This is a genomic window from Pseudomonas sp. 2822-17, from assembly GCF_002742485.1.
Taxonomy (GTDB): Bacteria; Pseudomonadota; Gammaproteobacteria; order Pseudomonadales; family Pseudomonadaceae; genus Aquipseudomonas; species Aquipseudomonas cyclaminis.
Map to the genome: position 1 here is coordinate 87,674 of NZ_LJRZ01000455.1, position 13,822 is coordinate 101,495.

Annotated in this window: 14 protein-coding genes; 10 read left to right on the plus strand and 4 right to left on the minus strand. The window is 61.1% G+C overall.

Translation table 11 applies throughout. From position 1 onward, the window contains the following. Window positions 1-2 precede the first annotated feature (2 nt). The 3 genes from AOA60_RS17150 to AOA60_RS17160 all read right to left on the minus strand — a co-directional run bounded on the left by AOA60_RS17150 (window position 3) and on the right by AOA60_RS17160 (window position 2,328). Window positions 3-701, minus strand: coding sequence for a ScpA family protein (locus AOA60_RS17150; protein ID WP_174244890.1), 699 nt, complete (start codon window positions 699-701; stop codon window positions 3-5). Between the two features lie 120 nt (window positions 702-821). Further along, window positions 822-1,451, minus strand: coding sequence for an L-threonylcarbamoyladenylate synthase (locus tag AOA60_RS17155; RefSeq protein WP_099585465.1), 630 nt, complete (start codon window positions 1,449-1,451; stop codon window positions 822-824). A gap of 13 nt (window positions 1,452-1,464) precedes the next feature. Next, complete coding sequence (locus AOA60_RS17160) at window positions 1,465-2,328, minus strand: PHP domain-containing protein (protein ID WP_099585466.1); 864 nt, start codon at window positions 2,326-2,328, stop codon at window positions 1,465-1,467. Between the two features lie 87 nt (window positions 2,329-2,415). Here AOA60_RS17160 and AOA60_RS17165 point away from each other — a divergent pair, with 87 nt between their 5' ends. The 7 genes from AOA60_RS17165 to AOA60_RS17195 all read left to right on the plus strand — a co-directional run bounded on the left by AOA60_RS17165 (window position 2,416) and on the right by AOA60_RS17195 (window position 8,059). Then, window positions 2,416-3,012: a septation protein A gene (locus AOA60_RS17165; protein ID WP_099585467.1), complete on the plus strand. Its 597-nt coding sequence runs from the start codon at window positions 2,416-2,418 to the stop codon at window positions 3,010-3,012. Window position 3,013: 1 nt separating this feature from the next. Further along, window positions 3,014-3,313, plus strand: a complete 300-nt coding sequence (locus tag AOA60_RS17170) for a YciI family protein (RefSeq protein ID WP_015885584.1) — start codon at window positions 3,014-3,016, stop codon at window positions 3,311-3,313. A 106-nt stretch (window positions 3,314-3,419) separates the two neighbouring features. Next, window positions 3,420-3,827, plus strand: coding sequence for a translation initiation factor 2 (locus tag AOA60_RS17175; RefSeq protein WP_099585468.1), 408 nt, complete (start codon window positions 3,420-3,422; stop codon window positions 3,825-3,827). A 7-nt stretch (window positions 3,828-3,834) separates the two neighbouring features. Continuing rightward, window positions 3,835-4,512 (plus strand): response regulator transcription factor, encoded by a 678-nt coding sequence (locus AOA60_RS17180; protein ID WP_099585469.1) that lies wholly within the window; start codon window positions 3,835-3,837, stop codon window positions 4,510-4,512. Window positions 4,513-4,792: 280 nt separating this feature from the next. Beyond that, the gene (locus AOA60_RS17185; protein WP_099585470.1) at window positions 4,793-5,257 is read left to right on the plus strand and encodes an LTXXQ domain protein; all 465 of its coding nucleotides are present in this window, start codon (window positions 4,793-4,795) and stop codon (window positions 5,255-5,257) included. A gap of 68 nt (window positions 5,258-5,325) precedes the next feature. Further along, window positions 5,326-6,669: a HAMP domain-containing sensor histidine kinase gene (locus AOA60_RS17190; protein ID WP_099585471.1), complete on the plus strand. Its 1,344-nt coding sequence runs from the start codon at window positions 5,326-5,328 to the stop codon at window positions 6,667-6,669. 40 nt (window positions 6,670-6,709) lie between these two features. Then, window positions 6,710-8,059: a CoA transferase gene (locus AOA60_RS17195; RefSeq protein ID WP_099585472.1), complete on the plus strand. Its 1,350-nt coding sequence runs from the start codon at window positions 6,710-6,712 to the stop codon at window positions 8,057-8,059. Window positions 8,060-8,181: 122 nt separating this feature from the next. Here AOA60_RS17195 and arcD (AOA60_RS17200) read toward each other — a convergent pair whose 3' ends face one another. Next, entirely contained in the window at window positions 8,182-9,609 is a 1,428-nt protein-coding gene (gene arcD, locus AOA60_RS17200) for an arginine-ornithine antiporter (RefSeq protein WP_099585473.1), read from the minus strand. Window positions 9,610-10,056: 447 nt separating this feature from the next. Between arcD (AOA60_RS17200) and arcD (AOA60_RS17205) the strand changes: the two genes are divergently transcribed. The 3 genes from arcD (AOA60_RS17205) to AOA60_RS17215 are packed head-to-tail and all read left to right on the plus strand — an operon-like array spanning window position 10,057 to window position 13,788. Further along, a complete protein-coding gene (arcD, locus tag AOA60_RS17205; RefSeq protein ID WP_099585474.1) occupies window positions 10,057-11,484 on the plus strand; it encodes an arginine-ornithine antiporter in 1,428 nt (475 codons plus the stop codon). A gap of 24 nt (window positions 11,485-11,508) precedes the next feature. Then, complete coding sequence (gene arcA / locus AOA60_RS17210) at window positions 11,509-12,765, plus strand: arginine deiminase (RefSeq protein ID WP_099585475.1); 1,257 nt, start codon at window positions 11,509-11,511, stop codon at window positions 12,763-12,765. A 12-nt stretch (window positions 12,766-12,777) separates the two neighbouring features. Then, on the plus strand, window positions 12,778-13,788 hold the full coding sequence (locus AOA60_RS17215; RefSeq protein ID WP_099585476.1) for an ornithine carbamoyltransferase: 1,011 nt from the start codon (window positions 12,778-12,780) through the stop codon (window positions 13,786-13,788). Window positions 13,789-13,822: the final 34 nt, after the last annotated feature.

Consider the following 13,822-nt stretch of genomic DNA (forward strand, 5'->3'; position numbering starts at 1 on the left):
CTTTATTCGGCTCGCGCCCGCACGTGGATAGCCGCAAAAGGCTCATTCTGGACCAGCTCGACCAAGGACTCCTTGACCAATTCCAACACCGCCATAAAGGTCACCACCACCCCAAGGCGCCCTTCTTCCTTGGTGAACAGCTCGACAAACGGCACAAACCCACCGCCCTTCAGGCGCTCCAGCACATCACTCATGCGCTCGCGGGTGGACAGCGCCTCGCGGCTGACCTGGTGGTGTTCAAACATATCGCCACGGCGCAGCACTTCAGCCATGGACATCAGCAATTCTTCCAGGCTCACGTCTGGCAGCAGTTTGCGCGCGCGGGCTTCGGGAGCATCCAACTTGGGCACCACCACGTCGCGGCCCACGCGACTCAGACCGTCGATGCCTTCGGCGGCGGCCTTGAAGCGTTCGTACTCTTGCAGACGGCGGATCAGTTCGGCCCGTGGGTCGTCTTCTTCGGCTTCGACCGTCTCCGAACGCGGCAGCAACATGCGCGACTTGATCTCGGCCAGCATGGCGGCCATTACCAAGTACTCGGCGGCCAGTTCCAGGCGCACCGACTGCATCAGCTCGACATACCCCATGTACTGGCGGGTGATTTCCGCCACCGGGATGTCGAGAATGTTGATGTTCTGCTTGCGGATCAGGTACAGCAACAAGTCCAGCGGGCCTTCGAAGGCGTCAAGGAAGACCTCCAGCGCGTCCGGCGGGATGTACAGATCCAGGGGCATTTCCAGCACGGCCTGGCCGTACACCATGGCAAACGGCAGTTCCTGCTGGGCGCCTGCCTGAGGGTCGACGGTTTCCACTGACGACATTCAGGCCTCGACCATAAAGGGCGCCGGATCACCACAACCCACGCGGATCACTTCTGGATCGCCATCGGCCAGGTTGATCACGGTGGAGGCTTTGCCGCCGCCGAAGCCGCCATCGATGATCAGGTCCACCTGCTTTTCCAGCAGTTGACGCATTTCGTACGGGTCTTCCAGGGGTTCGGTGTCGCCGGGCATGATCAACGACACACTCATCAGCGGCTCACCCAACTCAGCCAGCAACGCCAGGGCAATCGGGTGCTCCGGCACACGCAGGCCGATGGTGCGCTTCTTCGGATGCAACAGCAGGCGCGGCACTTCGCGGGTGGCGTTGAGAATGAAGGTATACGGGCCCGGCGTGTGCGCCTTGAGCAGGCGGAAAGTGCCGGTGTCGACCTTGGCGAACAGGCCCAGTTGGGACAAGTCGCTGCAGATCAGCGCGAAGTTGTGCTTGTCGTCCAATTGACGCAAACGGCGCACACGTTCGACCGCGCCCTTGTCGCCGATCTGGCAACCGATGGCGTAGGACGAATCCGTTGGGTAGATCACCACGCCGCCGGCGCGAATGATCTCCACGGCCTGTTTAATCAGGCGTGCCTGGGGGTTTTCCGGATGAATCTGGAAGAATTGACTCACGGGTTCTACCTGTTCAGACGGTGGCAATAATGGGGTCATGCTTGAATCGCCCCCACAAAAGCGGCAAATCTTCCGGGACCGCGCGGTACTCGCCGATCTCGGACCAGCCGCCTGGGCCATGAAAATCACTGCCGGCACTGACCAGCAGACCAAATTCGCGGGCAAGAATCGCCAGGCTGCCGACCTGTTCGGCGGGTTGATGCCCGTTGACCACTTCGATCGCGTGGCCGCCCGCTCCAATATAGTCGCTGATCAGCTTGCGACGCTTGCTGCGCGTGAAATCGTAATGCCAGGGATGCGCCAGGCTGACCCAGGCCCCGGAGGCCCGCAGGGTCTCGACGGTGTCCTCAAGGGTCGGCCAATGTTGCTTCACATCACCCAACTTGCCAGCCCCCAGCCATTTGCGGAAGGCTTCAGCGCGGTCTTTGACAAAACCTTCACGCACCATCCAGTCGGCAAAGTGCGGACGGGCCGGTGCATTGCCACTGTCACCCAGTTCCTGCTGGATGGCGCGGGCGCCGTCGAGGGCATTGGGCATGCCTTTGAGGGCCAATTTGCGGCTTATTTCTTCGGACCGCAGCCAGCGGCCGTCGTGCAATTGCGCGATAGCCTCCACCAGCGGCGGGGCTTTCTGATCGAAGCCGTAGCCGAGCACATGAATGGTCGCGCCGCCCCAGGTGCAGGACAATTCCACGCCGTTGACCAACTGCATGCCCAACGAATGGGCGGTTACACGCGCTTCGTCGAGGCCTTCGAGGGTGTCGTGGTCGGTCAACGCCAGGACTCGCACGCCTTTTTCAAACGCACGCGCAACCAGTACCGCGGGCGCCAGGGCGCCGTCGGAGGCCGTGCTGTGGCAGTGCAAATCAACATTCACGGGAGTGTGTAACCTCAAGTCAGCTGGCGCTTTCGCAACCAAGGATGTTTGTTATTATGCCGCCACATCCAGCTTCTGGCTCTTACTGTGAAACAATTCATCGACTTCATCCCGCTGTTGCTGTTCTTCATCGTTTACAAACTCGACCCTCGGGTCGTCGATCTGGCCGGCCATGAGCTCACTGTCGGCGGCATCTACAGCGCCACTGCCGTGCTGATCATCAGCTCTGTCGTGGTCTACGGCGCGATTTTCATCTCCCAGCGCAAACTGGAAAAAAGCCAATGGCTGACCCTGGTCGCGTGCCTGATTTTCGGCAGCCTGACCCTGGCTTTTCACAGCGAAACCTTCCTTAAATGGAAAGCCCCGGTGGTGAACTGGCTGTTTGCCCTGGCCTTTATCGGCAGCCACTTCATCGGCGACCGCCTGCTGATCAAGCGGATCATGGGCCACGCGCTGACCCTGCCGGAACCGGTCTGGGTACGCCTGAACGTGGCCTGGATCGTGTTTTTTATCTTCTGCGGCGCGGCCAACCTGTTCGTGGCCTTTACCTTCCAGCAATACTGGGTCGACTTCAAAGTGTTCGGCAGCCTGGGCATGACCGTGTTGTTCCTGGTCGCCCAGGGCATTTACCTGTCGCGCCACCTGCATGACGCCGAGCCCACCACGCCGAAAACCGAGGACTGACATGCTCTACGCAATCATTGCCACTGACGTTGCCAACTCGCTGGAAAAACGCCTGTCCGTACGCCCGGCCCACGTCGAGCGCCTCAAGCAGCTGCAAGCCGAAGGCCGCATCGTCCTGGCCGGCCCGCACCCGGCCGTGGACAGCAACGATCCGGGCGACGCCGGTTTCACCGGTAGTCTGATTGTCGCCGAGTTTGCCTCCCTGGCCGATGCCCAGGCTTGGGCCAAGGCTGATCCTTATGTCGCGGCCGGCGTTTACGCCGATGTCGTGATCAAGCCGTTCAAGCAAGTCCTGCCGTGACCCGTGCTGCGCCGGACACATTGCGTTCGGCGCGCTGCTAATTGCTCATTATTCTCGGTAACCGGCCGACAACAGTCTGAATATTCGTGTGGAATCAGGAGTTCCGATGCGCTTACGTCAGTTGTGTCTGTTGGCAGTGTTAACGATCGGGGCTACGGCCCATGCTGAAGAAACCTCGAACACCGGCAGTTCCACGCCGCTGTCCTTGAGTGCCGGCAGCCAGATCAGCGAGTTGCAGCAACGTTTGAAAGAAAGCGAGCGCCAGCGTGAAGAACTGAACAAGCAACTGCAAAACGCGGATGCTGCCCGCGAAAGCGCTCAATTGAGTCGCCTTCGTCAAGAGAACCAAAAGCTGGCCCAGCAACTCAAAGATTCACAGGGCGGTGCCTTGACCCGATGGCTGACCGAGCAACAGCAATGGTTTGTCACCGGCGGGGCCGTCGCACTGATCGCCTTGCTGTGCGGGATCTTCGCCAGCGGTGGGCACCGTCGCCGTCGACAATGGCTAAATTGAGTGAGTCATGAGCGAGCTGTTACTGATAGATGATGACCAGGAGCTCTGTGAGCTGCTGACCAGTTGGTTGAGCCAGGAAGGCTTTCAGGTGCATGCCTGTCACGACGGTTTGAGCGCGCGCAAGGCCTTGGCCGACAGCGCTCCGGCCGCCGTGGTGCTCGATGTGATGCTGCCCGACGGCAGTGGCCTGGAGCTGCTCAAGCAATTGCGCAACGATCACCCTGAATTGCCGGTGCTGATGCTTTCGGCACGGGGCGAACCGTTGGACCGCATCCTCGGCCTGGAACTGGGCGCCGACGATTACCTCGCCAAACCCTGCGACCCACGGGAACTGACCGCCCGCCTGCGCGCCGTATTGCGCCGCAGCCACCCGGCCGCCGTGTCCAGCCAGCTTGAGCTGGGCGACCTGTGCTTCAGCCCGGTACGCGGCGTGGTCAGTATCGATGAACAGGAATTCACCCTCACCGTCTCCGAAAGCCGCCTGCTGGAAGCTTTGCTGCGCCAGCCCGGCGAGCCGCTGGACAAGCAGGAACTGGCGCAGATCGCCCTGGGCCGCAAGCTGACCCTGTACGACCGCAGCCTGGACATGCACGTGAGCAACCTGCGCAAAAAAATCGGCCCGCACCCGGATGGCCGGCCACGGATCGTGGCGTTGCGCAGTCGTGGCTATTACTACAGCCTCTAAGCATCCCCGCCCCCCTGAGCAAGCCCCATGTGTAGCAGCTGCCGAGCGCAAGCGAGGCTGCGTTGGGGTCTCGGTGATCGCGGGGTGTCAATACGCACGCTACACATGCCCATCGCAGGCAAGCCCGCTCCCACCATTTACCTCTGCGCTCGCGAACCTTTTGTCAGCTCGCATCAAAAACCTCTTTACCCAAGCTTTACGCTCCCCTGACCGCCGCTGACCTTGCTCTGGGTAATCTACTCACATCCGGACTCACCGGAATAGAGACAGGAGAATCACCATGCGCAAGACCCTTATCGCTTTGATGTTCGCCGCAGCCCTGCCAACCGTTGCCATGGCCGCGATGCCTGAAGGCCCAGGCCCGATGGGCGGTCCTGAAGGCCACATGATGGGCGGCCCGGGCCACGGCGGTGAACACGGTCCGCGTGGCAAAGGCGGCCCCTTCAGCCAGCTGGACCTGAGCAAGGAACAGCGCCAGCAGATCGGCAAGCTGATGGGCGACCAATGGCACGCTCGCAAAGACCTGACCAAAAAGTACCTGGACAAACTCCCGGCCGCTGACCAGAAAGCCATGCAGGATGAAATCGCCGCCGGCAAGCAGAAGACCCAGGCCGATATCCGGGCCGTGCTCAAGCCTGACCAGCAGAAGCAGTTCGACGAGATCATCAAGAAGCAGGAACAGCGCCGCGCCGAATGGAAGGAATTCCAGGCATGGAAAGCGCAACAGCCGCAAAAAGCGCAATAATGCCCCCGCGTTAACGCTCCCAGCCCAGTGGCCCCCGCCACTGGGCTTTTCCTGTTTGAGGGTTTCCTGTGCGTTCATTGTTCTGGCGCATCCTGGCCAGTTTCTGGCTGGCCATCGCCTTGGTTGCCGGGTTGTCGATCCTGCTTGGGCATATGCTCAATCAAGATGCCTGGATTCTCAGCCGCCACCCCGGCCTCAAAAACCTGGCGCAAGAGTGGACCCAACTCTACGAAACCCAGGGCGAAGACGCTGCCCAGGAATTGCTGCAACAGCGCAAGCGCCAGTACCACATCGATGTGCAAGTGCTGAACGAAAGCGGCGAGCCCGTGGTGCGTGGCACCTTCCCGCGCCGCGCCGCCGCCTTTGAAGCACGGCAAAACGACAGCAAGGAAGGCCACCTGCCCTGGCGCCGCCTGACCGCCGAGTACACCAGCGAGAAAACCGGCGACACGTACTTGCTGATCTACCGCATCGCCCACCCCGAGCTCGACGAATGGCACCGCAGCAGCCTCACGTGGCCATTGAGCGCCCTAGCGATTGCCCTGGTGGTGCTGACCCTGTTCAGCCTGTTCGTCACCCTATCCATCACCCGCCCGCTGAGCCGGCTGCGCGGTGCGGTGCATGACCTTGGCCAGGCCACCTACCAGCAAAACAGCCTGGCGCGCCTGGCCAACCGTCGTGATGAGTTCGGCGTACTCGCCACCGACTTCAACCGCATGGGTGCACGCCTGCAAAGCCTGATCGGCAGTCAACGCCAATTACTGCGCGACGTGTCCCACGAACTGCGCTCGCCCCTGGCGCGCCTGCGGATAGCCTTGGCCCTGGCCGAACGCGCCAGCCCCGAAGAGCGGGAAAAACTCTGGCCTCGCCTGACCCGCGAATGCGACCGCCTGGAGGCCTTGATCAGCGAGATCCTGGTATTGGCCCGCGTCGATGCCGATAACGCCAGCGCCGAAAACGTCGACCTCAATCCCCTGCTCAAGACCCTGCAAAAAGACGCCCAGCTCAGCGCGCCCGACCAGGTGGTACAACTGACCAGCGAAAACGACCTGCACCTCAAGGGCTGGCCGACCATGATCGAACGCGCCGTCGACAACCTGCTGCGCAATGCCCAACGGTTCAACCCGCCAGGCGAGGCCATCGAATTGCGGGCGCAGCGCCACGACGAACGAATCCTGATCAGCGTGCGCGACCATGGCCCCGGCGTGGACGCCGAGCACCTCAGCCAACTGGGCGAGCCGTTTTACCGCGCGCCCGGCCAGACCGCCCAAGGCCACGGCCTGGGCCTCGCGATTGCGCGGCGTGCAGCCGAACGCCATGGCGGCAGCCTGATTCTGGCCAATCACCCCGGCGGTGGCTTTATCGCCAGCATCGACCTGCCGTTGGAACCTGGGGTTGTCACACCGGTGTGATGTTCTTTTATAGTGGCCCTTCTCCTATGGAGGGCCTTTGATGACTGACCTGCTGACTCCCATCCAAGCCGCACTCGATCTGCCCCAAACACCGCTGACCCTGACCGAGGCTGGCGCCCTGCCCTCGATTTTCGCCGTTACCGAACTGGCCAGCGCCAGCATCGGCGCCGCCGGACAGGCCGTCGCCGGATTGATCCAACAACAGACCGGACGTTTACCCAGCGTGAGTGTCGACCGCCGCCTCGCGTCGTTCTGGTTCTCTTCCTCAATTCGCCCGCTGGGCTGGCAAGTGCCGCCACTGTGGGACCCGGTGGCTGGCGACTACGCCAGCGCCGATGGCTGGATTCGCCTGCACACCAACGCGCCCCATCACCGTGCCGCCGCCGAACAGGTGCTGGGCAACGTCGCAGATCGCGCCGAGATGGCAGCCAAAGTCTCAACGTGGAATGCCGCAGAGCTGGAACAGGCGATTGTCGATGCCGGTGGTTGCGCGGCGCAGATGCGCACGTGGCAGGCCTGGCAAATCCATCCGCAGGGGTTGGCGGTGAATGCTGAAGCGCTGATACAGCGCCAGACCTTCGACACCAGCCGTGACACGCCCTGGCTCGGCTCGGTCGCCCGTCCGCTGGCCGGCATCAAGGTGCTCGACCTGACCCGCGTACTGGCCGGTCCCGTGGCCAGCCGCTTCCTCGCGGGCCTGGGCGCCAATGTATTGCGAATCGACTCGCCCACCTGGAACGAGCCCGGCGTGGTGCCGGAAATGACCCTCGGCAAACGCTGCGCCCGACTGGACCTCAAAAACCCCGAAGACCGGCAGATTTTCGAAAGCCTGCTCAAGGAAGCCGACATCCTGTTGCACGGTTACCGCGCCGATGCCCTGGAACAACTGGGCTACACCCCAAGTGCACTGCAAACCCTCGCCCCCCGCCTGATCGACGTAAGCCTCAACGCCTACGGCTGGAGCGGCCCATGGCGCAACCGCCGAGGCTTCGACAGCCTGGTGCAGATGAGCAGCGGCATCGCCGACGCGGGCATGGCCTGGAAACAAGCGGATAAACCGGTGCCGCTGCCGTTGCAGGCCCTGGACCACGCCACCGGGTATTTGATGGCGGCCAGCGCGATCCAGGCCTTGAGCGAGCGTTTGGAATCCGGCCGTGGTGGGTCGGCGCGGTTGTCCTTGGCGCGCACGGCAACGTTGTTGGTAGAAGCGGGACAAGCGCCGGAGCAACCAGCGTTGCGGGCCGAAGAGCCGTGTGATCAAGGTCTGGTCGTGGAACAGCCCCCCTGGGGCCAGGCCCACCGGTTGCTCCCCCCGCTGACCATCAGCGGTACGCCATTGCAGTGGGATTTGCCGGCCGGGGAATTAGGCTCGCACCGAGCACAGTGGTGATCTGGCGGCCGCTATCGGGGGCAAGTCGAACCGTCGCACCGCCCCTCCCACATGTGACTGTGTTCACAAATCAAAATGTGGGAGGGAGCTTGCTCCCGATGGGGCAAGTACAGCCAACCCAATCATAACGAAAGAACCCCGCTGTACAGCCCATACGCCGCAAGCCCGGCACCGGCGATCACGCAACTGAAAATGCCTTTCTCCATGTGAGTAAACAACGGCCGCCCCTGTTCACGCTTGGCCAGGGCAAACAGGATCACGCCCGGCGCATAGAGCAGCGCCGACAGCAGCAAATACTTCAACCCCCCGGCGTAGAGCAGCCATACCGCGTAACCCAGGGCAATCACGCCCACCAACAGATCCTTGAATCGCTGACGCTGGGCACCTTCATAGGTTTCGCCGCGCCCGCTCAACAGCACCGCGTAGGCCGCCGACCACAGGTACGGCACCAGGATCATCGACGAAGCCAGGTAAATCAGCGTGGTGTAAGTGCTGTGGGAAAACAGCGTGATCACCAGAAAGACCTGAATCATCACATTGGTCAGCCACAGCGCATTGACCGGCACCTGGTTGACGTTTTCTTTCTTCAGGAACGCAGGCATGGTCTTGTCCTGGGCAGTCGCGTAGAGGATTTCCGCGCAGAGCAGCGCCCACGACAGCAACGCGCCCAACAGCGACACCGCCAGGCCGAGGCTGATCAGCATCGCGCCCCAAGGCCCGACGATATGCTCCAGCACGCCCGCCAGGGAGGGATTTTGCAGGTTGGCCAGTTCCGGTTGGCTCATGATCCCAAGGGACAGCACATTCACCAGCACCAGCAGCGCCAGCACGCCAAGAAAACCGATCACCGTGGCCCGGCCCACGTCCGAGCGTTTCTCGGCCCGCGCCGAATAGACGCTGGCGCCTTCGATGCCGATAAACACAAACACCGTGACCAGCATCATGTTGCGCACCTGGTCCACCACGCTGCCGAGCTGCGGGTTGCCCAGGCCCCAGATATCGCGGCTGAAGATATCGGCCTTGAACGCCACCGCTGCGATCACGATAAACATCAGCAGCGGCACGATCTTCGCCACAGTGGTGATCTGATTGATGAACGCCGCCTCTTTGATCCCGCGCATCACCAGAAAATGCACGGCCCACAGCAGCACCGAGGCACAGCCGATGGCCACCGGCGTATTGCCCTGGCCGAACACCGGAAAAAAGTAGCCAAGGGTGCTGAACAGCAACACGAAGTAACCGACGTTGCCCATCCACGCGCTGATCCAATAACCCCAGGCCGACGAGAACCCCATGTAATCGCCAAAACCGGCCTTGGCGTAGGCATACACCCCGGAATCCAACTCGGGTTTGCGATTGGCCAGGGTCTGGAACACAAACGCCAAGGTGAGCATGCCGACGGCAGTGATTGCCCAGCCGATCAGGACGGCACCGACCTCGGCACGGGCGGCCATGTTTTGCGGCAGGGAGAAGATCCCCCCGCCAATCATAGAACCCACCACCAAAGCGATCAGGGCGCTGAGTCGAAGTTTCTGGGCCGGTTGGGACATGAACGCTCCTGAAGAATTAACAGTTTTAGCTGACCACCGTGCACTCAACTAATTAACTCAGCGAGTGTAGCGGTTATTAGAGACAGCGATAAAACTGGCACACTCATAACCTAATGGCATGTCAACTCAACGCTATTCAGGCTTATTTATATTTTAAATACTGCATCACCTTTAACCTTTATAGCCAATACGTGAAGCGACGCTGAAAAGTTTGCACATCCGCAAAAACGGTCTAGCTTCAAACGTCCATAGCCCTGGCTAAATAATTAATTCCAATGGCGTAACCGCTCTGCACAGCGTGTTTCCGAGGATTCTTATCGCCCACGAGTTCCCACCCTAAGTCATTAATTCACAATGGAATGTGCCAATGAAGTGATCTGAGTCAGCTGTTTGATTAGCACACGGAATTATTCTGTGGTCTCTCTTCTCCTGCATTGGAGTTATGCAATGTCTGAATCTCCGGGAAAACTTCGATTAGGCGCGTTGGTTGCACTTGTCGTGGGTTCGATGATTGGCGGTGGGATCTTCTCCCTGCCGCAAAACATGGCCGCCAGCGCCGACGTCGGTGCGGTATTGATCGGTTGGGTGATTACTGCCATTGGCATGTTGACCCTCGCGTTCGTATTCCAGACCCTGGCCAACCGCAAGCCCAACCTCGATGGCGGCGTCTACGCCTACGCCAAGGCCGGCTTCGGTGATTACATGGGTTTCTCGTCGGCCTGGGGTTACTGGATCAGCGCCTGGCTGGGCAACGTCGGCTACTTCGTGCTGCTGTTCAGCACCCTCGGTTACTTCTTCCCGGTCTTTGGCGAAGGCAACACCCCCGCGGCTGTGATTGGCGCTTCGGTGTTGCTGTGGGCCGTGCATTTCCTGGTGCTGCGCGGGATCAAGGAAGCGGCGTTCATCAACCTGGTGACCACCGTCGCCAAGGTCGTGCCGCTGGTGCTGTTCGTGTTGATCGCGCTGTTTGCGTTCAAGCTGGAGATCTTCACCGCTGACATCTGGGGCGTGAAAAACCCGGACCTGGGCAGCGTGATGAACCAGGTGCGCAACATGATGCTGGTCACCGTGTGGGTGTTCATCGGCATCGAAGGCGCGAGCATCTTCTCGTCCCGTGCGGAAAAACGCTCCGACGTGGGCAAGGCCACTGTGATCGGCTTTATCACCGTGCTGCTGTTTTTGATGCTGGTGAATGTGTTGTCCCTCGGCATCATGACCCAACCGGAACTGGCCAAGTTGCAGAACCCGTCGATGGCTGCGGTGCTGGAGCATGTGGTCGGCCATTGGGGCGCGGTGTTGATCAGCGTCGGCTTGATCATCTCGCTGCTGGGGGCGTTGCTGTCGTGGGTGCTGCTGTGTGCGGAGATCATGTTCGCCGCCGCCAAGGACCACACCATGCCGGAGTTCCTGCGCAAGGAGAACGCCAACCACGTGCCGGTCAATGCGCTGTGGCTGACCAATGCCATGGTGCAACTGTTCCTGATCATCACCCTGTTTTCCGCCAGCACTTACCTGTCGCTGATCTACCTCGCCACCTCGATGATCCTGGTGCCCTACCTGTGGTCGGCGGCCTACGCGCTGCTGCTGGCGGTGCGCGGCGAGACCTACGAAAACGCCCTTAAAGAGCGCAGGAAAGACCTGTTCATCGGCGCCGTCGCGCTGATCTACGCGGTGTGGCTGCTCTATGCCGGCGGCACCAAATACCTGCTGCTCTCCGCCCTGCTCTATGCCCCCGGCGCAATCCTGTTCGCCAAGGCCAAGCGTGAGTTGGGCAAACCGATTTTCACCAACGTCGAGAAGCTGATTTTCGCCGCGGTAGTCATTGGCGCCCTGGTGGCTGCCTATGGCCTCTACGACGGCTTCCTGACTCTGTAATTGTTGCTCCTTGGAGGATCTGTAATGACCACGGAAAAAGTGAAGTACGGCGTACATTCCGAAGCCGGCAAACTGCGCAAAGTCATGGTGTGCTCCCCAGGCTTGGCCCACCAGCGGCTGACCCCCAACAACTGCGATGAACTGCTGTTCGATGACGTGTTGTGGGTGGCCCAGGCCAAGCGCGACCATTTCGACTTCGTGACCAAGATGCGCGAGCGGGATATTGATGTGCTGGAAATGCACAACCTGCTGACCGACATCGTTGCCAACCCCGAGGCCCTGGACTGGATCCTTGAACGCAAGATCACCGCCAACACCGTGGGCCTGGGCCTGGTCGAGGAAGTCAGCTCGTGGCTGCGCAGCCTGGAGCCGCGCAAGATCGCCGAGTACCTGATCGGCGGCGTATCGGCCGATGACCTGCCGAGCAGCTTCGGTGGCAAGACCATCGAGATGTTCCGCGATTTCCTCGGCCACGCCAGTTTCATTCTGCCGCCGTTGCCCAACACCCAGTTCACCCGCGACACCACCTGCTGGATCTACGGCGGCGTGACGCTCAACCCGATGTACTGGCCGGCGCGTCGCCAGGAAACCCTGCTGACCAGCGCCATCTACAAATTCCACCCTGAATTCACCAACGCCGACTTCCAGATCTGGTACGGCGACCCCGACCAGGAACACGGTGCCGCTACGCTGGAAGGCGGCGACGTGATGCCGATTGGCAATGGCGTGGTGTTGATCGGCATGGGCGAGCGCTCGTCCCACCAGGCCATCGGCCAGCTGGCGCGCAACCTGTTCAAAAACAAAGCCGTGGAACGGGTGATCGTCGCCGGCTTGCCGAAATCCCGCGCGGCAATGCACCTGGACACCGTGTTCAGCTTCTGCGACCGCGACCTGGTCACCGTCTTCCCCGAAGTGGTCAACCAGATCGTGCCCTTCACCCTGCGCCCTGACGAAAGCAAGCCGCACGGTATCGATATCCAACGGGAGAAAACCAACTTCCTGGAGACGGTGGCCGCCGCCCTCAACCTCAAGGCACTGCGCGTGGTGGAAACCGGTGGCAACGCCTTCGCCGCCGAACGCGAGCAGTGGGACGACGGCAACAACGTGGTGGCCGTGGAGCCGGGCGTGGTGATCGGCTACGACCGCAACACCTACACCAACACGCTGCTGCGCAAGGCCGGGGTGGAAGTCATCACCATCAGTGCCGGTGAACTCGGCCGGGGCCGTGGCGGCGGCCACTGCATGACCTGCCCGATCATCCGCGACCCTATCGACTATTAAGGAGATTCCATCATGGCTTTCAATATGCGCAACCGCAGCCTGCTGTCGCTGATGCACCACACCACGCGCGAGCTGCACTACCTGCTGGACCTGTCCCGCGACCTCAAACGCGCCAAATACACCGGCACCGAGCGTCCGCACCTGAAGGGCAAGAACATCGCGCTGATCTTCGAAAAAACCTCGACCCGCACCCGCTGCGCGTTCGAAGTGGCGGCCCATGACCAGGGCGCCCACGTCACCTATATCGACCCGGTGTCGTCGCAGATCGGCCACAAGGAAAGCATGAAAGACACCGCCCGCGTGCTCGGTCGGATGTTCGATGCCATTGAATACCGTGGCTTCGAGCAGGAAATCGTCGAAGAACTGGCCAAGTTCGCCGGGGTGCCGGTATTCAACGGCCTGACCGCCGAATTCCACCCGACGCAGATGATCGCCGACACCCTGACCATGCGCGAACACAGCGACAAGCCGCTGCATGACATCAGCTACGCCTACCTGGGCGACGCCCGTTACAACATGGGTAACTCGCTGCTGATGATCGGCGCCAAGCTCGGCATGGACGTGCGCATCGGCGCACCGAAAGCCCTGTGGCCCCATGACGATTTCATCAAGCAATGCCAGGCATTTGCCGAGGAAAGCGGCGCACGCATCACCATCACCGAAGACCCGAAAGAAGCCGTGAAGGGCGTGGACTTCATCCACACCGACATCTGGGTGTCCATGGGCGAGCCGGTGGAGGCATGGGACGAGCGCATCGAGCAACTGCTGCCGTACCAGGTCAACGCCAAGATGATGAAAGCCTCGGGCAACCCTCGGGTGAAGTTCATGCACTGCCTGCCGGCGTTCCACAACAGCGAAACCAAGGTCGGCAAGGACATCGCCGCGCGGTATCCGAACCTGGCAAACGGCGTGGAAGTGACCGAGGAAGTCTTCGAGTCGCCGGCCAACATCGCCTTTGAGCAAGCGGAAAACCGCATGCATACCATCAAGGCGATCCTGGTGTCGGCGCTGGCGGATATCTAACTCTCACTGTCGGAACACAATAAAAATGTGGGAG